We start from the raw sequence: 22001 nt of genomic DNA, 5'->3' as shown, positions 1-22001 counted from the left end.
TCTTTAAAGATGATGAAGCCACCATTGGTATTGTAATCAAAGCTTTTGAAAAGGAACAACTGTTTCTATTCTGTTCTTATCATAATTAAAGGCATACAAACCCATTAAATTTCTCCATTCATTATTAGCATATTTTCTGGAATAAAATCTAATGAAGTAATTTGTTGCTACTCCAGAACTAGTTTTTCTTTCCAGTACATTACCTTTAAAGGCAAATACACCCTCACCTTTAAACTGTTTACTCTTGATGAGGTCATTATAATAATCATAGCCCACCGTATAAGAAGATTGTGTCAACACATAATATTTTCCTTCAGCGGTATAACTGGTAGCGGCAACTAAACTATTTCCGTATGATCCGCTACTTGAAGCCCATGTACCCGTTAGTTGCTTTTTATAATCCACATTTTTATCTGCAGCACCATTTATTTTCAAAGTGAATAAAAGAAAATTCAAGGCCTGTTCTGATTCGCTGCCTAGTATTTGATCAGCTGTATTAATAATGGCTACGTTTATTCCTACTTGTATCAGCAGCAACGTAGCTTTTATAACGTCACCCCCAGGTTTAGTAATGCTATTGCTTAACATATAATAAGGCAGGCCCTGGCAAGTAACTCCTTTTTCATGGTCTCCTTTTTCGAATAGCTGGTTGTTAGAACCGTTATATAAACTCCAACCGTCAAAAACCTCGAAGAATAGATGTTCCATATCCTTTTCTAAGTTCCCCGATGATCTTACCATGTTCATCAACTCAATAATTCTTTTCCCTGTAGTTGTATTTTTTTCTAGTGTCAAACTGTTTCCACCTGTATTTAAACTCCAAGTAGGTGGAACAGTAATTGAATATATATTTTTGCTTCCTGAACCGATTGGAGCATTTGTTGGAGAAACTGAGTTTGTTTTGTTGTTCTGTGCAGTTGCCGCCTCATTTAAGCCCAGACTTTTAATAAAATCCAGTAGTTGGTTTTGATATTTATCAGTATTGGTCATCATTACCACATTGGCCATTTTACCATTGCCTGTAGCTGTGATCAACGTTACCCATCCTTTATTCGCACCATCGGTATAGCTGGCTTGTCCCGATAAAATGCTCCACCCTTTTTCTGTAGCAGGATCTTGCATCGTTGGTTCCCCGGAAACAGACACAGTACCTTTTACCAGTTTTTCCCAACTGTTGGTAAAGTTTTCATTTGCTGGTGCTGCGCTTACTGCCGAATGTAGAATGACAACAGCTGCATAGTTTCCTTTACCATCGTTTTTGGTGGACAGTTGAATGCCATTTGCCATTTCAGTTTTATCCCAACCGTTTGGCAGAGTGTAGTTTATTACATCAAAAGTCTGCTTTTGGGCAAAACATGTATAACATACCATCAATAGCAGGTTAAACAGGAGAATATTTTTTATAGGTTTCATCTTTTTAAGGTTATCATTCCAGAAAAATCATTTCAAAATGCTAGCAGTTGTCTATTAATGAAGTAAATAGTTATACCCGCTTTTATTATTTGAATTGTTACCATCGGTAAAACCAGACCCGGTTATTTGAATGTTGAACTTGTAAAGTACATTTTTAGGTAAAGTGGAAAAATTAGGACCTCCAGCTACTCTCGCATCCCAGAAAAGTTCCTTTATATTTCCGGGCGTAAATGGAATATCACTTGCATCCAAAGAACCTCCCCCGATAGCCTGTCCACAACAAGCGGTTTCCAGAAAAGTACTTGGGTTATTATCTGTATCTTCAACCCTACTTTGTAAGCTTAATGAGGCAGATGATGGAATAGCGGTTTCACCAATATTTTTTAAGGTGTAATAAATCCTAACGAATGATGCTGTATCCACTGGGCTCTTTTCTATTTTGGTAATGGTAACTTCTATATCTGCCGGAGCTGGCGGTGGTGGTGGAATGGTAAACGATGATTGAATCACATTATTGGTAAAGTTCAATTCAGAAAACTGTTGCCCAACCCATGTTTCGGAAGTAGTGCCAACATTTGATTTCATTCCATTTACACAAAGTTCAAATGTGTATGCATTGCCCACTATGATACCAGTAGTACCAAATGTATTTCTGCTACTCATAGATTCTCCTGGATTTAGCAGTTGATTCATCTCACTTGTTAGGCTGGTAGAGTTGCCGCCTCCTACAGCGGCACCATTTATATAACCTTGTACTACTAGTAACCCTTTTTTTACAGCGGCAGTGCCAACATTTTTTAAGCTATAATTTACGGCATATGTATTACCTGTATTGGGAGAAAAGCTAATATTTGTAATAACGATATCGGGAAGGGCTGTTGGTGTAGGAGTCGAATTCGTTGTAGCAGTGGGTTGATTTGGCGTTTGCGTTGGGGTTGACGTTGGGCTATATAACATGCCTGTTGCCGTTTGTTTTGGCGGAACCATTGAAACATTTGTAGTTGGCGTAGTATTCGTTTGTGGCGGTGTGGGCACAATGATTTGCCCTTTAACCTTAGCGTTAACAACCGGTTTAACCAATTTACTTGAATCAATTTTTTTTATTTGTGCATTGCTGCTTATTGCAACTGCAATGAATAAGAATAAGATGAGTATTTTTTTCATGGATTTAGGTTTTATGATGTAAAAGTAGATTGAACAACAAGACCCGACAATCATTAAAAAAGATGATTTTTATACCTAGCAGATGACCGCTAGTACGTTAAACCATGCTACGGTTTATAATATTTGTCTTTAATCTCTGGAACCAATGCTGATAATTTTTTAATCCTCGTTTCATCTGAAGGATGTGTAGATAAGAACTCAGGCACTTTATTTTTGTTACCCGCATTCATCCGCTGCCAAAAGGGAATAGCTTCATCAAGATCATAACCTGCCATGGCGGCAAATATTAGCCCCAATTGATCGGCTTCACTTTCTTGCATACGGCTATTGGGCAATGACAGTGCAAGGTTAGATCCTACCATGTACAAGCCTAGAAACAATGCCTGTGTTTCATTCTTTTTTTCCTTTAGTGCTTCCTGTAGTACAATCCCTCCAAGGTTAATCAATAAACCCTGACTCATCCGTTCATTACCATGACGAGCGATGGCATGGGCAATTTCGTGTCCCATAACCACAGCCAGCGCATTTTCATTCTGTGTATAAGGCAACAAACCCGTATACACCACAACTTTACCTCCGGGCATGCACCAGGCATTAACTGTAGCGGCATCAATGGTGTGATAATCCCATTTAAAGTTTTTGAGATCTTTGCTCATTCCATTTTGTTGCATATAGGTTTCTACCGCAAGTTGGATTTTTGAGCCTACCTTTTCTACCAGCTGTGCCCTCTCGTCATTTTTATTAAGCGTGGTACTATTTTTTACAATTGTATCATATGCAGTAAAAGCCAGTGTGGTAAGTATGGCATCGGGCACTAAATTCATTTGCTTACGACCAGTAATAGGCACGGTTTTACAAGCCGAAAGCCCAGTTATAAGCCCTGCTAAAATTAAGGATAAGACCTTTTTCATTTTTGAAAGAACCTATTTAATTCCCTTTAATAGTTCTTGAGCCTTATTGCCAAATATGGGCAGTGGCTTTTGCTCGCCATTTGCAGCATTGATTAAGCCAACAATCCAAAGTACCAGAAAGCCTAACAACACCAGGTTAATACCGAGGGAAATTATCCATCCAAAGTAGGGCACAAAGGCAAAGCACATGGATACTATGCACACTGCAAAGGCACAAAGCATAAGGAACAGCGACTGCCTGATATGGAATACAGCCAATTGGCTTTTGTGATTGCCATATTGAATGTAGCTGATGATCCATCCGATAATGGTGATGTAGCTGATGATGGCAATGGTTTTGCCGTCAACTGGGGGGCCTGGATTGGTTATTTGTTCTTTATTCATAATGTAAGGATTAATGTTGTGTCAAATTATGCTAGTTCATTGGCCTGTTGGTAATAAATGGCGTTAATGCGGTAAAATACGGGTCGGTTTTGCAGTACAATTGCCATTTTTTAAAATCTAGATACATATTTGAATCGGTAAAATAGATTGTCTTGGAACCCATTGTCGGGTGAGGATTCCCATTTTTATCCTTAAACTCCAGCGTAACGCTTACTTCCTCAATTTTCCAGGCATCTAACCCAAAAAATGGCCCATTACCTACGGTGTTATAGTTAATGTCTACCATAATTCCCGTTTGTTTGTAATTGGCAAGACTGTTAAAGTTCTGGTCAAAAGCTGCAGCCCTCGGTAATGTAAAATCATTTGTGCTCCATACTTTTAATTCTGATTTATAATTTTCCTGGTTATACCCTTTGCGCCAATTATCGGTACCGGCAGCTGGATAAACCCTTAAAATTAGGTTAGATCCATTTTCTTTATTATCCTTCCCCGTTTTAAGGGTAACTTTTGCCACAGCCAAAAAATAATCAGCGTCGCTTTGCGGAGTAGCTAAAGGAGTAGCCTGACTGTTAGTCGTCTTTTTAACAGGTTTTAAAATTTGTGCCTGAAGCACACTTAAAAAACATATGCAAATAATGGTTATAGGTAGCTTTTTCATTTTTTTAAAATTTATAGTGTAAAATTAGAGCTGCAGAAAGGGCATATCAATCATTAAAAAAGATGATTTTCAGTTATTAGCAGATGGACACAATGTGGCCAATAAAGAGTAAAATCATTTAATTGCTTAGCTAAAATTTAATTAACTTTAACTAATACAGACAAATAGCTCAGCCTAAATCAATCCAGTACATTAATCTAAAAGATGGTTTTTAATTATTAATATTTAAAAAATCATTAAAAAAGATGATAAAAAACAAAAACTGCTATACCTAATTTGCGCCTAATGAAAAAACTACTCACAGGCTTATTTATGCTATTGTGTTTTTTAAATAGCTATGGCCAAGACCTACAAAAAATTGATAGTCTTAAAAGGTTATTGAATAAGTCGAAAGAAGATACCAGCAAGGTAAAATTACTCTTTGCCCTTACCTTGGAATATGAAGACCACGATATGAAAAAGGCGATGACCTATGCCAAGGAAGGTGGGCGCCTGAGTAATAAGCTAAATTATACTGCAGGCAAACTAAAGTACAACAAAAGAATGATGTACCTATTTGCAACGCTTACACAACACGATTCGGCTATAGTATATGGTAAGCAGATACCTCAAAATTGCTACCGAGACGAAGGATACTTTAAACATGGGTATTGCATACATTACTTTGGGGGAACGCTACAATTTCAAATCGGATTATGAAACAGGGATAGCATATAGTTTAAAAGGACTTCGTATTATAGAACGGTTAGACACTTCTTCTAGAACAAGGGCCACTTTAAATGCAAGTATGGCTGCAAACTATCTCATGATAAAAGACTATAAGAAATCCATTGAATTTGGGGAAAAAGCAGAAGTTCTCGATAGAAAAAACAAGAACTATAAAAGTCTTACTTCTACATTACTAAATCTCGGCAATGCCTATGATGCATTAGGACAGGATATAAAAGCAATTGGTGCCTATAAAGAAAGTTTATCGCTCTGCGACAAATACAACTTTCCAAGTTTTGTTGCCATGAACTGTGAAGGGATGGTAGAAATCATGGATCGACAAAACAAATTAGACCAAGTAAAATATTATGCAGAAAAAGGACTGGCAACAGCCATTAAAATAGCTGATAACTTCAATATTATGTCCTGCTATCAAAATTTGTCTATCTATTATTTAAAAACAAACCAACACGATAAAGCAAAAGAATTACTTTTTAAGGCGCTTGATATCAGTAAGGCCAATGATTATAAAGAAGCAAGAGGGGCAATATTACAAAGTCTCTCTAATGTGCTGTATGCAACGCATGATTATGCCTTAGCTTCTCAATATGAAAGAGAAGCTACAAAAATTAAGGAGGATATCTTTACTGAATCAATGGCTCAAAAACATGCCAACGAAGAAGTAAAATTTGAAACAGAAAAAAAAGAAAGCCAAATAAAGTTGCAAACCGCAGAAATACGTCAAAAAAATATCCTTAATTACTTTTTAATTGCCGGAACCATTGCTTTTCTTGCCATTTCTATACTAAGTTATCGCAACTACAAGCATCGCCAAAAATTACAACAGGCAAAAATCGATGAATTAGAAACCGAAAAACAACTTACTGCCACTGAAGCCGTGCTGAAAGGTGAAGAACAGGAACGCACCAGACTAGCCAAAGACCTGCATGATGGGCTTGGTGGCATGCTGAGTGGGATAAAGTTTTCATTAAATAATATGAAAGAAAATTTAATAATGACCCCAGATAATGTACATGCATTTGAACGCAGCATAGACATGTTAGATAGCTCCATTAAGGAAATGCGTCGTGTGGCACACAACATGATGCCTGAAATATTGGTAAAATATGGATTGGATACCGCACTAAAAGAATATTGCGAAGAAATGGATCGCAATGGTGTACTGCATGTAAACTATCAATCGGTAGGCATGCAACAGGCAGACATCTCACAAACCACATCGGTTACCATTTATCGTATCGTACAAGAACTGCTAAACAATACGATTAAACATGCCAATGCTAAAAATGTATTGGTGCAGCTCCATCAATCGGCACAAGAAAAATTATTAGCCGTTACTGTAGAAGATGATGGAACTGGATTTGACACTGAGGTGTTGAAACAATCAGCTGGAATGGGCTGGTTAAATATTAGAAACCGTGTTGAGTTTTTAAAAGGTAGAATAGATTTGCAATCTGCTCCTGGCAAGGGGACTTCAATAATGATAGAAATTAACATTTAAGGTAAGCAATGAAAATAGGGATTTTCGTGGTAGATGATCATTACATGGTAATAGAGGGCATTCGCTCTTTGCTACAGAATGAAAAGACACTTGATTGGATGGGTCATGCCACCAATGCAGAATCATGCCTGAGTTTTCTAAAGCTGCATGAACCGGATGTGATATTAATGGATGTAAACCTTCCTGATAAAAGCGGAATAGATTTATGTAAAGAAGTTAAGCATCTATACCCTGCTGTAGCGGTACTTGGACTGAGCACGTTTAACCAGCAGGCCATCATTAAAAACATGATTGATAATGGTGCAGTTGGATATGTGCTAAAAAATGCTACAAAAGAAGAGCTATTAGAAGCCATCAACAGTGCGCTAAAGGGCAAAGTATATTATAGTTTGGAAGTATTAAGCTCGTTAAGAAAACCAACACCCAATCAACTCCTAATTACCCGAAGAGAAAAAGAAGTGTTATTATTAATCGCTGAAGGATTAACCAATGCAGCAATAGCTGAAAAACTTTTTATTAGCATCCCAACCGTAAATACACACCGCAAAAGTCTATTGGAAAAATTTGATGTCAAAAATACGGCTATGCTCATTGGTAAGGCTACAAAACTGGAGTTGATTTAATTGTCCTTGCTATAGTTTCCCAAAATCCTCCATTTGATTCTAATAAACTCAGGCTAATCATTTATTTACCAATATTTTAAGGATAACCCCCATTTAGCCAACAATGCTTTTGGAGGGTCACTTATTGACATATAATCAGCGCTAAAAAATTTAAATCATAATCCAATTATCGAGAAAATTGTGCTTTTAAAAGAGTTTATATTAAAATACTCATAGTTAGGTGCAGGGCTCATCAACCTGTAGGCATTTCTTTCGCTTTCTTTATGATTTCCCTGATAATGGAATCCAATTCTGTCGCCGAGTGCATAAGGTGTCGTAAAGATTCCCTCCTTGAGCTTTCGTCTTCATCGTTATCCATCAGGATCTTGGACAATCCCATAATACTGGCTAAGGGCGCCCTTACCTGATGAGACTGCATCCAGGCAATTCCCCTCAAATGCTCAATTCCATTCTGGGTTTTTATTTCATCCTCTACCCGCTGGCTTATGTCTCTTGAATTGGCCACAATACCTGCTACCACTGGATCTTCTCTCATGTCTGTAATGATGGTCTCGATCCAATGATACTGATTGTCGATGCCTTTGAAACGGAAAGGCATAATTTTAATCCTTTTTTGTTCAGTCAGAAGACTAAACTCACCAATTACCCTCTCTTTATCATCTTTATGGATAAAATCAAACGCATTTTTCCCTATCAGCTGGTCAGGGTCTAGCCCTAAGATAGATTTGGAAGTGGGACTAACATATTTATAGTTACCATAGTTATCATGAATGGCCACCAAATCAGATCCATCCTGTACAAGCGCTTTAAATCGCTGTTCACTTGCGGCCAGTGCCCGTTCAGATTTCAGTTTTTCAGTATAGTCTATGGCCAATACCAACATGGCAGGCCTACCTTCGAAGGTTACCGCATTGGCCTCTACACAGACATCCATAAGCACTCCAGATTTTTTCAGGTGCCTTACGATCCTCGCTTTGAATATACCAGTTGTAAAAGCATCCTTTAGGATCTCTTCTAACTCTCTATTATCTGCTATAGGCCTGATGTCTTTTATACCCATTTTCAAAAACTCTTTTCTGGTATAACCATAATGTTTAACTGTTGCATTGTTCACGTCTAAAAACCGCAGGGTTTCAGCATCAAACACCCATTGTGGAAGTGGACTGAAATTAAACATATCCAGATATTTTTCTTTCTCACGTCTCAACTGTTCCTCCCCATGTTTTCTTTCAGTGATATCCTTAAAATAAAGCGACAGGCCTTCGTTGGAAGGAAAGGCAGATACCTCAATCCAAATATCCAAGCGTGAGAAATACTCTTCAAATGTTACCGAGATATTTTCCGCTACTGCCCTATGGTATTCAGAATAAAACTTAAGTGGTACAGCATCTTGATAAACTTCCCAGATATTCTTTCCTATTATTTCTTTTCGGGGCATAAGCAACAACCTTTCCGCTTCTTTGTTCCAATAGGTCACCACCCAATCCTTATCCAGTGCAATAAAGCCATCAGTAATACTTTCTAAAATATCTGATATCCTATTATTGTAATCATCTCGCTCTTTTTGTGTCTGGATAACTGCTGTAATGTCTTTAGCTATTACATGGACGCCTATTACTTCCTGGTTGATCACAATAGGAAGATTGGTTACGTTTAACATCCGATGTGTGCCTTTTGCACTGATCGTCGAGATGTCAAAATTCTGGAGTTCTCCTTGAATGGTCTTTTTAAAATGCTCAAATGCTTTCTCGGCATCTCCAGGTGCGATAAAGGGTGTAAAGGAAAGCTTGAAAAGCTCTGCTTCTTCACATTCAGCCAAGTCTATTAGGGCATGATTGGCACTAAGGAAATTTCCTTCGGAATCTAGTGTAAAAACTGCGTCTGGATAATCGTTGAACAAGGGATGCTGAAAACTGCTTTGGATCAATGGTCTATTGTCCAATGTATGCTGTTCACCGTTGCTGGCTACCAAATGGGTAATATCGGTCAGATTCTGGACAATGAATTTTATCTCTCCATCATCATCCAACAACGGAATGATTTGGACTTCCCAAGCTGCCCAGCTATGGCTAGCGGTTTTTTTGGAAGATATTGCATATTCTAATGCTTTTTTCATGTTTTCCATCCACTTAGGACCCCAAGTGGTGGACCAATTGGAAACAACATCAAACACTCCCTTTCCAACAAGGTCAACATCGTCTGCTTCAATCGCCTTTAGAAATAGTTTATTTACTGCTGCGATTGTAAAAAAAGGACTGTTTGGCTGCAGTACAATATAGCCATTAGGGAAAGACCCAAAAATAGCACTCACATTTTTTAACGTTAACATATTGTATTTTTTATCTGCTTGAAAATAATGGGTAAAAAAATAGAAAGTTACCGCGGTGCGATCGGGTTTCCTGCCAGGATATTTATACTACAACAATGTTGGTCATCAATTGTTAGCTATTATTTATTAAAATAATTAGGAATATACAATAATTATTGTCTATGTACGGCTTTGAATCATCAAAAAAGATTAGGCAAATTGAAGATATCAGAAAGTCTGGCATTCCAATTATTGCCTTGACGACATCTATTGGAGCAGCATTAGAAGATATTTCCAATAACGAATATATTGATGATTGTTTTTCAATACGTATATTTCGGCAATGTATTCTGTACGGTCAATTTCTTGTAATTTAACAAGCTCGTTGGCTTTTAAAGACTTATAGATAATATCTTGCATATTCAACTTGATGTCTAATTTAATAATTTACCCTGGTTTATTTGATATAAAAAACTCGACTTTTGCACTTTGATTCTCCATATTAATGAAAGATAACGACACGAAACGGCTTTCCAGACTCACCGCAATTCTTACGCAACTGCAAACCAAAAGACTTATAACGGCGCCAAGTCTTGCCAACAAATTCAATGTCAGTGTACGAACAATCTATCGCGATATCAAAGCATTGGAACAAGCAGGTGTTCCTATCCTAACGGAAGACGGAAAGGGTTATGCATTAATGGAAGGTTATAAAATCCCACCGGTGATGTTTTCTGAAAGCCAAGCTAACGCCCTAATTCTTGCAGAACAATTGGTGCTGAAAAACAAAGACACCTCATTGATCAAAGATTATACGGAAGCAATTGATAAAATAAAGGCTGTACTCGGCCAATCGGAAAAGGACAAAGCCAATCTGCTGGCAGATCGAACCCGTTTTGAACAGAACATCAACAGAGAAAGAAACAGTGACAACATTTCGCAATTACAATATGCCTTAACCAATTTCTATTTAACTAAAATAGACTATACCAACGAACAAAATCAGACTACAAGTAGAACTATCGAACCATTTGCATTGATCAGCACCAATGAAAATTGGTTATTGATTGCTTGGTGTGGGCTTCGCAAAGAATTCAGGTATTTTCGTTTAGATCGGATTCTCAGATATGAAAATTCTGACTGAAAAGTTTGAACCACACAAAATGACCCTGCAGGAGTATTTTGACAAATTCCATTAGTTTTTTTACCCTTGACATAAGGCTGTCGCAAGTCCATTCCATCTTTGTCTTATAAATTTAAAAACAATAAAAAATGGAAAAACAATCTTTTGACCCTTGGGATTGGGGTAAAAATACTAATGCTGTACAAGCAGTTGAAGTGAAGAATGCAACGGGAACACTTTACTGTTCAGGACAGGTAGCTATTGATGCCAACGGCGTACCAAGCAATGCTGATATGCGCTTGCAACTTATTCAAACCATTGCCAATTTAGAACAACTGATCAATGAAGCGGGCTATGCTTGTGCTAACATTGTGAGGTTAAATATCTATACCACCTCAACACAAGAATTTTTCACCACTTGTATGGATATTTACGTACCATTCATTCAAAAGAATGGTATTGAACAAGCTACTACCTTGCTTGAAGTAAAAGGACTTTTCGCAACCTTAACCGTAGAGCTTGAAGCAACTGTTGTGAAATAAAGAAAAATAGAAGTAGTTATCTAATAGGCCATACAGATTGATGAAAATGATCAGTTTGTATGGCTTGTTTTTATGAACCAATTTAACTGACAGTTGAAATATTTGTATAATTTTGTTGTACGTGTAACCGAAAATTAATTAACGACTCAGCGCTAAAATATGAATTGCAAAAACTGCAATATAGAAGTAGACCTAAACTATTGTGCCAATTGCGGACAGCCTGTTAAACTAAAACGAATCAATGGGCATTACATCATTCATGAAATTGAGCACGTCTTACATTTTGAGAAAGGCATATTATATACGATTAGGGGTTTACTGACAAGGCCAGGCGATAATGTAAGATATTTTGTAACTGAAAATAGGAGTCGATTGGTAAAACCGATCATTTTCATCATTATTACCTCTCTGATCTATACACTTGTTAATCATTTTTTCCATTTTGAAGACGGGTATATAAAGTTTGAGGGTGCAGAAAAATCAACTGTAGGTTTAATTTCTGAATGGGTTAAAGACCATTACGGCTATTCAAACATTCTTATGGGTGTATTTATTGCACTTTGGCTAAGACTCTTTTTTAGAAAATACGACTACAATTTTTATGAAATTTTGATACTTCTTTGTTTTGTAATGGGAATGGGCATGTTGTTTTTGGCTATTTTCACCATAATTAAGGGACTAACAAATTTTGATCTGATGCAAATAGGATCTGTTATATTTTTTGCCTATTGTACTTGGGCCATCGGACAGTTTTTTGATAAGAAAAAACCTATCAGTTATGTCAAGGCGCTGGCTTCCTATATTTTAGGAATGACTACTTTTTGGCTCGCTGCATTCCTTTTAGGCACATTAATCGACTTGATAATCAAACATTAAAATATATGGAAAATAAAAAAGCCTCATCCTTTGTTTTTTGGATCATCGCAATCATTTTAGGAGTAACCTTATATAAGGATTTCGACTTTCAAAATTTTAAATTTGAAAAACCTGCATTAGCCGTTGTTTATATCATCGTTTTTGTGGGCTGTGTTTTTCTGATCATCAAAAACTTTAGAAAGAACAATAGCAATCAAAATCGTTGATTTAATTTGATAAAACATTTTGCAAAATCAATTTACTTCAGAAATTAAAAATTATAATTAACTTGTATGATCCTATGTTAAAACAAGATCATTATGTTATTAAAATCAAAATTATTATTATTACTCTGCTGTTTATGTTCCTATCCGATTTATGCTCAGTTTAAGGTTGATATCAACAGCAGTAACGGTGCCATCAGTAAAATTTCGAACTTAAAAGATCCGCACCGGATGAATTGGATACTTTCCTCATCAGATGGTATTTCTAACTGGCAAAAACCGAATCAGGACTGGGGTCTCGGAAAGTATCAGCTCGATGAGCCTGGAGCAACTCCTCAAAAATGGGAGCATCTTTCAACAAAAAAAACTACGAGAGATACGTCATCCTTTTTGTACCAAACAAAATTCTTAAATGTTAAAGTAAATCGTTATCAAGAAAAGGGTTATTATGTAGAAACTTATACATTTACTAATCATACCCGTCGGACACTTGCAATTAAAACACTCGGTATCTATACCCCTTTTAACGATAACTATCCTGATTCGCGGATATGTGCTACAGAGCGATGTAATGCGCACATTTGGACGGGAATGCATGCCACTTATGTAAATGCATTGAGGATGAATGGACAGGGACCCCATCTAGGTTTAGTTCTGACCAAAAGTGCAATCGATTGTTATGCCATTGAGAACCGAAGCAGGGCAAATAATTCGAGTAATTCGAGAGGGACAATCGTGCTTAATGTTGCACCATTTAGTTTAAAACCTGGAGAAAGCTATGCCTTACAATGGAAGATGTTTTGGCATGAAGGATGGGATGACTTTTATAAAACTGCAAAAAAGTTGGGCTTTGTGCGCTTAGATGCAGATCGGTATGTCATCTCAAAAAATGAAAAGCTCCACATTAACATTGATGCTGCTAACTACCATGGAATTAAAAAAAAGAATATAGAGGTGCTTGGCAGCAATGAGGGGGAGCATAGTTATAAAGTCTATTTCGATAAAGGAAAAAAATACACCTTATTGAATTATCTGGTCATTTCTTCTGCACAAGAATTGATCAACAAAAGAGCGCATTTTATTGTAGATCACCAACAGATGAACGATGCTACAGACAATCGCTATGGAGCTTATATGGTATACGATAATGAACTGGGTAAGCTTGTTACCGATGCAACGAAAACGGTAAGTCCTTTTGACAGAAATGAAGGAGCCGAACGCCTAGGAATGGGTGTTTTTATAGCTAAATGGTTGCAAAGTAATAAGGACGATAAAGTCTATCAATCATTAATGAGATATGCAAAATTTGTGCGAACAAAATTACAGGCCAAAGATTATACTGTATATTCAAATGTAGCACATACCAGCACCCATCGTGGTTATAATTATCCTTGGGTAGCAAGTTTTTATCTACAAGTATATAAGCTTACCAATCAAAAAGAATATCTGACTGATTATTATCAAACGCTAAGAAAGTTCTTCAAAGAATTCGATCACAAATTTTATGGAATCGATATCAGGGTAAAAGAAGGAATTGATGCTTTGGCTAATGCGGGCATTTATGCTGAAAGAGATTCTTTAATGAATGATTTTAAGCTATCCGGTGAATATTTTATTCAAAATGGCATATTTTATCCTAAACATGAAGTAAACTATGAGCAATCTATAGTTGCGCCTGCAGTAACATTTCTTTGTGAGTTATATCTGCTTACGAAAGACGAAAAATATCTGGCTGCAGCTAAAATACAAATGCCCTCGTTAGAAGCATTTAACGGAAAACAACCAGATGTCCATTTAAATGAAATCGCTATAAGACATTGGGATGGTTATTGGTTTGGTAAAGAGGAACGTTTTGGAGATACAATGCCTCAATATTGGAGTGCCCTAACAGCTGTGGCTTATAACCGTTATTATCAATGTACGCTTGATCAACGTTATCAACAAAGAGCCATTAGGATTGTCGAAAACAATCTTTTAAATTTTAAAGAAAATGGAACTGCCTCCTGTGCTTACATCTATCCCAATACGGTGAACGGAGAACCGGGTAAATATTACGACCCTTATGCAAACGATCAAGATTGGGCATTGGTTTATTTTCAGGAAGTTACATCTTCAACGCTCTAAAATTTAACAAGTCACTGTTTTTATTACTCAAAAAGCCTCAAATTTCTTTGAGGCTTTTTGTATGGATTAAATTAGGGTCGGTTTTACTTACTTCTATCATTTAGTCTTTCAAAAAGCAATGACGAAAAACTCTTCACACCTACCCTGATGCTTTCTTCATCAACTTTAAAATTGGGCATATGGTTCATGGCAATGATCCCTTTCTCAAAGTTAGAACCTCCAAGAAAGAAATAAATACCCGGCACTTTTTGTTGAAAATAGCTGAAATCATCATTAAAGAAAGGCACCTGACCATAATCGGCCACAATTGCCTCTTTTCCATAAATGTTCTGAAGTGTTTTTATTGCTGTTTGGGTCAACTTCTCGTTGTTGATTACCGTTGGGTTTTCTTGTGTAAAAGACAGTGAGAGCAATTGGTCTTTATAACCGCTGCTTTCTATTACCTGTCTGAGCTTAGGAAGGATCTCTTTCAGCTTAGCCGAATCTGTTTCATATACATAAGCATCCAAAACAAGTTGTTCGTTTTTGATGACGCTATTAAAATTCTCGTCTATAAACAAGTAATCCTTAAAAATGGTATTTGGGTTGATCAATCCAAATTTTGGATCGCTCATGTATTGTAGTTCCCAGGGCTTGTTGGTGGTACTTGTACGTGATAAAAAGCTATGGATTTTTTTAGTCAATACTTTGCTTTCTTCTTTAGACAGTTCATTTTTTAATTTGATCCTTACTCTTTTTTGATAGGCGAACATTTCATTGGGTTTAGCCATGATCTGCCCAACTGGTAATGCACTTACATGTAGGCCATAAATTTCGTTAGGGTTTATTTTGGTAAGCAGACCATCATTGATCATACCTTTTGCACCGATGAAGGTTTCTTCTTCGGGTTGAAATATAAAATATACCGTTCCCTTTAACGATGCTTTGTTTTTAGACAGGACTTCGGCTATGCCCAATCCAATAGCCATATGGATATCGTGGCCACAACCATGTTGGATACCTTTGTTTTTGGATTTGAAGGACAGGTCTTCAGGGAAATCTGTAGGCAAGGCATCCATATCGGCCCTCCAAGCTATTTTTTTACCTGGTTTTCCACCCTTTAAAATACCTACAACACCATGACCATAGCTATCTTTTTCAACTTCAAGCCCTAGATCGAGTAGATATTGTGTGATGACTTTTTGAGTGCGTATTTCGTTACCAGCTAATTCTGGGTTTTCGTGCAAGTCTCTTCTGATCTGAACCAATTTGTTAAAAATCTGATCAGTTTCGAGTTGAATAGATGGATGGCTCAAGGTTTCCTTAACCTTTTTTGGAGCGTTGGTACTTAATGCAATTTTATTTTTCAGCTCTTGTGCGGAGGAAACGGAAACAATAAAGGATGTTAAGATAAATACGAGTTTTTTCATAATATATAAGCTGATCAATTTGAAATCATAATGATTAGACTACATAAATTGATCAGGGGTTACACCTTATATCGGTTTTTGAACCGTTATCGCATTTTTTATAGGTAATAGACCTTCGTTAAGGTTTAAATAGATCTTTCTTAAATAATTATCTGTATGTTTATGAAGATGGTACTATCGTATGATGATAATTTTCCAAACCTAAACGATTATAAAGTATGTTTACGACAGATTTTAGCTACTGATGTTGAGAGTCTGATCCAGATTTCATTCTATGATGGTATTCAGGCTAAAACACTAGAAGAAGCATTGGCAATGCAAGTCAAGATCAATAAAGACCAAGTAGACGGAAATTCAATCCATTGGGGTATTGTAGACCGCTCGACCCATAAAATTGTAGGTACCTGTGGTTACTATAGAGGTTTTGCTCAACAACAGGGCGAGCTTGGCTGTGTTTTACTACCACAATACCAGGGGCAAGGTTATATGAGTGCCGCAATGTTATTGGCTATTGACTTTGGGTTAAATAAGCTTGGCCTAAAACGCATCTGGGCCATTACAAATAAAGAGAACAGTAAAGCGGTTAAGTTACTGGAGCGACTTGACTTCGTTAAAATTGCAGCACTTGCTGGCAATGAAGTTGAATATGAGTTAAGCCTTCATCCAAACCATAAAAAAACCTCCAAAAGATAAGTTTGAAGGTTTCTTTTTTAATTGATGCAAAACTGTTAAGTACATGCTCCATTTACACATTGGCCACTTCCTGGAATGGTAAATCCTTGTAATGGACCAGACATGTATCGTCTGTATGGGCATTGTGTGCTTACATAACAAGGACAATCAGGATTGTATTCGTTTTCTTTAACTTCATCACAAAGCGGGTCGTAAGGACGCAGATCTTCAAGCCCACCTAGAATCAGTTTAAGCTCTGCCCTACCTAGCATTTTACCAACGCTTTTCTCTGAGATTTTTAAATTTTTCATGTTGTAAAATTTAGTTTGATGTTTATTTGTTCTGTTTATTAATTGCTTATTAATCAATACAATGGTAAACTAATATAAGGATAAGCATCTACATAAGGTCTTATCTTTTTGTTCAATTTATAAGGCACTTATTTTATAATTAATGATTAAATTACAGACTTAACCATTAGCATTGTGATCATGAAAACCAAAGTCTTTATCTTTTTATACTGCGCTGTCGCCCTTTTATCTTGCAAGCAGGCTCAAACCGATGTACAACCTGTTCAGCTCAAAGGAACTTGGCAATTGCTTTCTGCAACTACTAAAGAAAATGGCAAACAAACGGTGGTAGATTTTACCAAAGGAAACAAACACATGATCAAGATCATCAACGATACCCATTTTGCCTTTTTAAACCATGACCTTGATACCGCCAAGAACATGAATAACCGTTTTGATGCCGGTGGTGGCAGTTACACACTAAAAGGTGATCAATACACCGAATCATTAGACTTTTATAAGGATAAGAATTGGGAAGGAAAGACTTTTAACTTTAAGGTAACTATCAATAAAGATACCCTGATCCAAACAGGCATCGAAAAAGTAGAAGCAGCTGGTGTAGACCGTATCATCACAGAGAAATATGTAAGGGTAAAAGAGCGGATCAAATAGCTTATTTTCTGTTGATCTAAGCATATGAAGTCGACCACATAGAAACATAGTTCACATAGGGTTTCTAGTTCTGTTCCAATTCTGTCAACAGGAAGATAATGAGTTGATGTCTATGTTTCCTATGTTGCTATGTGGTAAAAAAAACAAGGAAAGCTTAGTATTGTAGTCAATAGATTGACCACACAGAAAGATAGTTCACATAGGGTTTCTAGTTCGGTTCCAATTCTATTGAAGAAGACGATAATGAGCAGATACCTATGTACCTATGCAGTGAAAAAACTGAAAGAGTTTAGCAGTTGCGTTTATGCGAAATAAATTAATCTAAACATTTTCAGGTTGTATTGGTTATCCACAACAACTATGGAAAAGACTAAGACAAACAAACAGCATTCTTTTTTTTACAGGAACTCATTAACCCTGGCATTTCTGCTGCTGTTCATCATTACGCTTGCTGCACAAGCACTTACAGGTTGGAAAGAGCACAATACCGAAATGGCCGAGCTGGGGGCTACTTCCCTTTCTTTATCCAATTATCTTTCTAGCGGACATTTTGTATCTGCTACTTTTGAGAACTTTGAAAGTGAGTTTTTGCAGATGGCACTTTATGTGGTACTTACCATTGGTCTACGTCAAAAAGGTTCTGCAGAATCGAAACAGCTTAGCGAAAAAGAAGCCGTAGACCGTGATCCAAAACCAACAAAGGATGCGCCATGGCCAGTAAAAAAAGGTGGTTGGGTCTTAAAGATCTATAGCAATTCACTTTCTATCTGTTTTGGCCTGTTGTTTCTGGTAAGTTGGGCATTGCACCTTTATGGCAGCTTTACTGCACATAATACCATGCAGGCAGCCAAAGGTTTGCCACAAGAAACAATCTATACCTACATTGGACAGAGTGAATTTTGGTTCGAGACCTTTCAGAACTGGCAAAGTGAATTCCTATCTGTAGCCTCCATTGTATTTTTAACCATTTACCTCAGGCAGAAAGGATCACCAGAATCCAAGCCTGTTGATGCCCCACATGGCGAAACAGGGAAATAGAGATGATAGGAGTATGATTTCCAAAAACATTCCCGTCTGGCACCTGTTAAAGAAAGCAGTTCAACAACAAAACAATCATTTACCTTAAAAAAAACATTATGGCAACTCAAACCAAAAAACCAACCGGAAATACCGGGAAAATGAAAGATTCGCAATTCCATGAATTTTTTATAGACGAATTGAAGGATATCTATTGGGCGGAGAAACATTTGGTAAAGGCATTACCAAAGATGCAAAAGGCAGCCACCAGTACTGAATTGGCAGCAGCTTTTGAAAAGCATACCACAGAAACCCAAACGCACATTGATACGCTTGAAAAGGTATTCGACCTATTGGGTGAAAAAGCAACAGCCAAAAAATGTGATGCCATGGCAGGTTTGTTGGAAGAGGCAACAAGCATTATCGAGGATACCGATGCCGATACCATGGTGCGTGATGCTGGCCTGATCTTGGCCGCACAGAAAGTAGAACATTATGAAATTGCTACTTATGGAACCTTAAGGGTTTTTGCAGAAAACATGGGCCACACAGATGTGGTTGAACTATTAGCCCAAACCTTGGCCAATGAAAAGGAAACAGATGTTGCCCTGACAGAAATAGCAGAAAGTTATGTCAACGAACAAGCTGCAGCCGAATAGGTAAACCGATATCAAAAGCCTCACCTTATTGTGGGGCTTTTTTGTTATATAATGGTGCTGTATGATTTACAGGCCTACACTTTTAAACAGAGCTTCTAGCTTTTCTTTATCCGATGGTCTTGGCGCATTATAGGCAATGATCTTACCCTCGGACTTAAAAATATATATCTTGGGATACCATTAACCGCATACTCTTTGATAAAAAGTACCTTCTGGTTGTTTAACCAACAACTGTATGCCACCCATTGCCTTTTCTTTTATCATTTTGGCCCACTCCTTTGCATCTTTGTCTAAAGAGATACTTAAAAAAACAATATCCTTGCCCTCGTAAGCTTCTTCCAATTTCTTTAAATAAGGTATCTCATTCCAACAATTAAGGCACCACGTTGCCCACAGATCAATGTAAACATATTTGCCCCTATAATCTTTAAGCGAGTTGGTCCCCCCTTTATAGTTCACATAATCTACAAATTCTGGAGATGCTGTACCTTTTTTTAGTTTTACCAGATGTTGATAGGCATTGTACATTTCCTTTCTAAAAAGTTCGTCCTTACCTGTATAGTATTTTTTAAAATCAGTGTAAAAAGTCTCTAAGTCCTTTGCTTCCTTCATGTCAAACATGGCAGTTTCAGTGATCAAGTTGTTTTTGATATACGTATTGGGAACATTAGATGCCAACAATCTTATCCTATTCTGCTCTGGCGAATAAGATGGATCTTTTTGTCTAAACCCTTTATTCAACTTCCTGAATTCTTTCATATAATATTCAAATACCATCCGTCGATAATAATTAAACTGTATATAGTCTTTTTCGTTATCATAATTAATGGCAAATTCTTTTAAGGTAGCTGCACTGGCTTTAAAAGTAGGTTGATCAAGTTCTCTCAAGCCCACAAAAAGATATAGATTAAATAGGTATTCGTATTGTATCGCTTTCCTCTCTGTAGCTGCCAACTCTTTCGGCAGGTTTGCTTTTTTCAACCTATCCAGTGCCTGTGTCTTTAGCTTTAGCATAGACTGTTTAAATTCAGCTTCCGATTTACCTTCTCCATTGGGGTCAAATATTACCCTTTGCTGTGCCTTTTCTACATAATAACGGTTAAGGGCCACATCATCACCACCTAAAATTACCTTACCCCCTTTTCTAAATTGCTCAGTGTCGTATTCGATGGTATATTCTTTAGATTTGTCCAAATAAAAAAAGATGGGAAAGTTTCCATCCATTAAAATACATACCCCGCTCATATTTGGGATCGTATCCCTAAAAGAACCATCAGCTGTTAGACTGATATCTTTTGCAGGTCGTTTAAGGCCAAATGGAAAGTTGAGTTCAACCACTCTTTTTCCATTGGGTTGTGGCGCTACGTTTTCGATTTTACCAGAAAGCACGATAAAACCTGATTTGTTTTGCCCATAACAAAGACCTATCGAAAAATAGGCGAATAAAAATAGGAATGTGAACTTAAGTTGCGGTAATGTTTTCGTGAACATGAGGATAAAGCGGTTTGTAAGTGGTAGCCGCTAAAATAATAGAAATATAATGTTACCCCCTAAATGTTTAGTAGTTTGGAGGTCTTTTTACATTTTTTTGATATTTAGTTCAACGGGCCCAATAATAGTTACCGATACTATCTGTTCGCTGTTTTATCCACATAGAATTAAGTTAGCTCAAACCCGTAAGTTAGGATTGTTCGCGTTGTTTTGGTTAGCCCTTTCTAAGCACCATTACACCTGAGGCAAACGAGACTATAAAAATACTAATGAAGGTCAAAAACAATACCAATATACTCCTCAATAACAGTTGCAATCTACTATATCCGTATACTGAAAAATATTGGTAGTAAAACCATACGGTATATACCGATTGTAGCATACCCACAAAACCAAACATGAGATACAATACCTCTTTGTTGTGGTAAAAGATGGATATAGATGAAAATACTATCCCTATCAGCAGTTCGGCAGCAGTTTTATAGGTATTCATCACCAAATGTTCTGTTCCGTTCATTTTCGCCCGCCTAAACGATAGGTAACTGAACAAGGTATAAAAAGGAATGGTAAACAAGGTAACCAGTTTAGGATATTCCATAGACAGTTTTTCAAGGGCCGACATCGCCATCTTACTCGTCTCTGGTCCAAGATCTGAAAGTCTTACTGGAGAAAGTTCACTCAAGAAGTGTCCTATACCGCTTAACAAGATAATGAGCGTGATATAACTGAAATATTTAACCCGCTTGCCCTGTATAAATTCCCTTACACTGTTACCTGGTCTGGTTAACAGCTGTTTAATGGTAAATAAAATACCTTTGTCTAAATGATATACACTGTGGATGAAATCGTGTGTGATGAAGTGTTTAACAGAATAGCGGTGTGTACTGGCCTTCTGTCCACAACTGGTACAGTAATTTTCTTGCAGTTGGTTATCGCAGTTTAAACAGTTGGTTGCTGGGTGTAACATGGCCTCTTAAAGATGACTAGTTTTTAAAGTGCGGGATTTGATTTCGTTGTTCAACGATTTTAGTGAAATGAAAACACCTATAGAAGTGGTGGGCAAGATCAATAGCACAAAAAATGGAACTGCTTGGTCTTTAAAAAAATACAAGTACAGGAAAACAATAATAACAAGTTGCCATAACAGGCCAATGCCTATTAAACAGCCAATTAATAGCGCTCTGCTTTTGGTCAGTTGTGCTAGGGTATATTTGGATAGTTGTTTCATGAGA

General features: G+C 37.1%; 24 protein-coding genes. 12 read left to right on the top strand and 12 right to left on the bottom strand.

Annotation, left to right across the window (positions count from 1 at the left end):
• Positions 1-36: 36 nt before the first annotated feature.
• From ACFJIZ_RS05825 to ACFJIZ_RS05805, 5 genes are all read right to left on the bottom strand, one after another.
• On the bottom strand, positions 37-1413 hold the full coding sequence (locus ACFJIZ_RS05825) for a hypothetical protein (RefSeq protein ID WP_379091541.1): 1377 nt from the start codon (positions 1411-1413) through the stop codon (positions 37-39).
• Positions 1414-1467: 54 nt separating this feature from the next.
• A complete protein-coding gene (locus ACFJIZ_RS05820) occupies positions 1468-2577 on the bottom strand; it encodes a hypothetical protein (RefSeq protein ID WP_379091539.1) in 1110 nt (369 codons plus the stop codon).
• A gap of 107 nt (positions 2578-2684) precedes the next feature.
• Positions 2685-3488, bottom strand: a complete 804-nt coding sequence (locus ACFJIZ_RS05815) for a M48 family metallopeptidase (RefSeq protein WP_379091537.1) — start codon at positions 3486-3488, stop codon at positions 2685-2687.
• A 12-nt stretch (positions 3489-3500) separates the two neighbouring features.
• Positions 3501-3872, bottom strand: coding sequence for a DUF4870 domain-containing protein (locus ACFJIZ_RS05810; protein WP_379091535.1), 372 nt, complete (start codon positions 3870-3872; stop codon positions 3501-3503).
• A gap of 31 nt (positions 3873-3903) precedes the next feature.
• Entirely contained in the window at positions 3904-4530 is a 627-nt protein-coding gene (locus tag ACFJIZ_RS05805; RefSeq protein ID WP_379091533.1) for a hypothetical protein, read from the bottom strand.
• Positions 4531-4815: 285 nt separating this feature from the next.
• On the opposite strand from ACFJIZ_RS05805, the gene ACFJIZ_RS05800 reads away from it, so the two are divergent.
• Genes ACFJIZ_RS05800 through ACFJIZ_RS05790 form a run of 3 tightly spaced genes read left to right on the top strand, consistent with a single transcriptional unit; the run spans position 4816 to position 7383 of the window.
• Positions 4816-5229, top strand: coding sequence for a hypothetical protein (locus ACFJIZ_RS05800; protein WP_379091531.1), 414 nt, complete (start codon positions 4816-4818; stop codon positions 5227-5229).
• Positions 5123-6760, top strand: a complete 1638-nt coding sequence (locus ACFJIZ_RS05795; RefSeq protein WP_379091529.1) for an ATP-binding protein — start codon at positions 5123-5125, stop codon at positions 6758-6760. The genes ACFJIZ_RS05800 and ACFJIZ_RS05795 overlap by 107 nt, the downstream gene beginning before the upstream one ends.
• An 8-nt stretch (positions 6761-6768) precedes the next feature.
• Positions 6769-7383: a response regulator gene (locus ACFJIZ_RS05790; protein ID WP_379091527.1), complete on the top strand. Its 615-nt coding sequence runs from the start codon at positions 6769-6771 to the stop codon at positions 7381-7383.
• A gap of 232 nt (positions 7384-7615) precedes the next feature.
• Here the strand turns inward: ACFJIZ_RS05790 and ACFJIZ_RS05785 are convergent, their stop codons facing one another.
• Both ACFJIZ_RS05785 and ACFJIZ_RS05780 read right to left on the bottom strand, forming a co-directional pair.
• Positions 7616-9712 carry a PAS domain S-box protein gene (locus ACFJIZ_RS05785; RefSeq protein WP_379091525.1) on the bottom strand — a complete coding sequence of 699 codons (2097 nt, stop codon included), beginning with the start codon at positions 9710-9712 and terminating at the stop codon, positions 7616-7618.
• 246 nt (positions 9713-9958) lie between these two features.
• Positions 9959-10111 carry a hypothetical protein gene (locus ACFJIZ_RS05780; RefSeq protein ID WP_379091523.1) on the bottom strand — a complete coding sequence of 51 codons (153 nt, stop codon included), beginning with the start codon at positions 10109-10111 and terminating at the stop codon, positions 9959-9961.
• 85 nt (positions 10112-10196) lie between these two features.
• Here ACFJIZ_RS05780 and ACFJIZ_RS05775 point away from each other — a divergent pair, with 85 nt between their 5' ends.
• The 5 genes from ACFJIZ_RS05775 to ACFJIZ_RS05755 all read left to right on the top strand — a co-directional run bounded on the left by ACFJIZ_RS05775 (position 10197) and on the right by ACFJIZ_RS05755 (position 14559).
• Entirely contained in the window at positions 10197-10835 is a 639-nt protein-coding gene (locus ACFJIZ_RS05775) for a helix-turn-helix transcriptional regulator (protein WP_379091521.1), read from the top strand.
• A gap of 128 nt (positions 10836-10963) precedes the next feature.
• A complete protein-coding gene (locus ACFJIZ_RS05770) occupies positions 10964-11356 on the top strand; it encodes a RidA family protein (protein WP_379091519.1) in 393 nt (130 codons plus the stop codon).
• Positions 11357-11515: 159 nt separating this feature from the next.
• Positions 11516-12232, top strand: a complete 717-nt coding sequence (locus ACFJIZ_RS05765) for a DUF3667 domain-containing protein (RefSeq protein ID WP_379091517.1) — start codon at positions 11516-11518, stop codon at positions 12230-12232.
• Between the two features lie 5 nt (positions 12233-12237).
• Positions 12238-12438, top strand: a complete 201-nt coding sequence (locus ACFJIZ_RS05760; protein WP_379091515.1) for a hypothetical protein — start codon at positions 12238-12240, stop codon at positions 12436-12438.
• 93 nt (positions 12439-12531) lie between these two features.
• Positions 12532-14559: a six-hairpin glycosidase gene (locus ACFJIZ_RS05755; protein WP_379091513.1), complete on the top strand. Its 2028-nt coding sequence runs from the start codon at positions 12532-12534 to the stop codon at positions 14557-14559.
• Positions 14560-14642: 83 nt separating this feature from the next.
• Here the strand turns inward: ACFJIZ_RS05755 and ACFJIZ_RS05750 are convergent, their stop codons facing one another.
• On the bottom strand, positions 14643-15968 hold the full coding sequence (locus tag ACFJIZ_RS05750) for a M20 family metallopeptidase (RefSeq protein WP_379091511.1): 1326 nt from the start codon (positions 15966-15968) through the stop codon (positions 14643-14645).
• A 162-nt stretch (positions 15969-16130) separates the two neighbouring features.
• On the opposite strand from ACFJIZ_RS05750, the gene ACFJIZ_RS05745 reads away from it, so the two are divergent.
• Positions 16131-16661 (top strand): GNAT family N-acetyltransferase, encoded by a 531-nt coding sequence (locus ACFJIZ_RS05745; protein ID WP_379091509.1) that lies wholly within the window; start codon positions 16131-16133, stop codon positions 16659-16661.
• Positions 16662-16696: 35 nt separating this feature from the next.
• On the opposite strand, the gene ACFJIZ_RS05740 is transcribed toward ACFJIZ_RS05745, so the two are convergent.
• The gene (locus ACFJIZ_RS05740; RefSeq protein WP_379091507.1) at positions 16697-16951 is read right to left on the bottom strand and encodes a hypothetical protein; all 255 of its coding nucleotides are present in this window, start codon (positions 16949-16951) and stop codon (positions 16697-16699) included.
• 180 nt (positions 16952-17131) lie between these two features.
• Between ACFJIZ_RS05740 and ACFJIZ_RS05735 the strand changes: the two genes are divergently transcribed.
• The 3 genes from ACFJIZ_RS05735 (at position 17132) to ACFJIZ_RS05725 (ending at position 19278) form a co-directional block, all read left to right on the top strand.
• The gene (locus ACFJIZ_RS05735) at positions 17132-17602 is read left to right on the top strand and encodes a hypothetical protein (protein WP_379091505.1); all 471 of its coding nucleotides are present in this window, start codon (positions 17132-17134) and stop codon (positions 17600-17602) included.
• A 360-nt stretch (positions 17603-17962) separates the two neighbouring features.
• A complete protein-coding gene (locus ACFJIZ_RS05730; RefSeq protein ID WP_379091503.1) occupies positions 17963-18640 on the top strand; it encodes a DUF6766 family protein in 678 nt (225 codons plus the stop codon).
• A 98-nt stretch (positions 18641-18738) separates the two neighbouring features.
• Entirely contained in the window at positions 18739-19278 is a 540-nt protein-coding gene (locus ACFJIZ_RS05725; protein WP_379091501.1) for a ferritin-like domain-containing protein, read from the top strand.
• Positions 19279-19458: 180 nt separating this feature from the next.
• Here ACFJIZ_RS05725 and ACFJIZ_RS05720 read toward each other — a convergent pair whose 3' ends face one another.
• The 3 genes from ACFJIZ_RS05720 to ACFJIZ_RS05710 all read right to left on the bottom strand — a co-directional run bounded on the left by ACFJIZ_RS05720 (position 19459) and on the right by ACFJIZ_RS05710 (position 21997).
• A complete protein-coding gene (locus tag ACFJIZ_RS05720; RefSeq protein WP_379091499.1) occupies positions 19459-20769 on the bottom strand; it encodes a TlpA family protein disulfide reductase in 1311 nt (436 codons plus the stop codon).
• 214 nt (positions 20770-20983) lie between these two features.
• Complete coding sequence (locus tag ACFJIZ_RS05715; RefSeq protein ID WP_379091497.1) at positions 20984-21736, bottom strand: DUF3667 domain-containing protein; 753 nt, start codon at positions 21734-21736, stop codon at positions 20984-20986.
• Between the two features lie 6 nt (positions 21737-21742).
• On the bottom strand, positions 21743-21997 hold the full coding sequence (locus tag ACFJIZ_RS05710) for a hypothetical protein (RefSeq protein WP_379091495.1): 255 nt from the start codon (positions 21995-21997) through the stop codon (positions 21743-21745).
• Between the last annotated feature and the right edge of the window lie 4 nt (positions 21998-22001).

Source organism: Pedobacter sp. UC225_65 (assembly GCF_042698365.1).
Taxonomy (GTDB): Bacteria; Bacteroidota; Bacteroidia; order Sphingobacteriales; family Sphingobacteriaceae; genus Pedobacter.
Note: the sequence above shows the minus strand (reverse complement) of the source record. Positions and strands in the feature narration are given on the sequence as shown.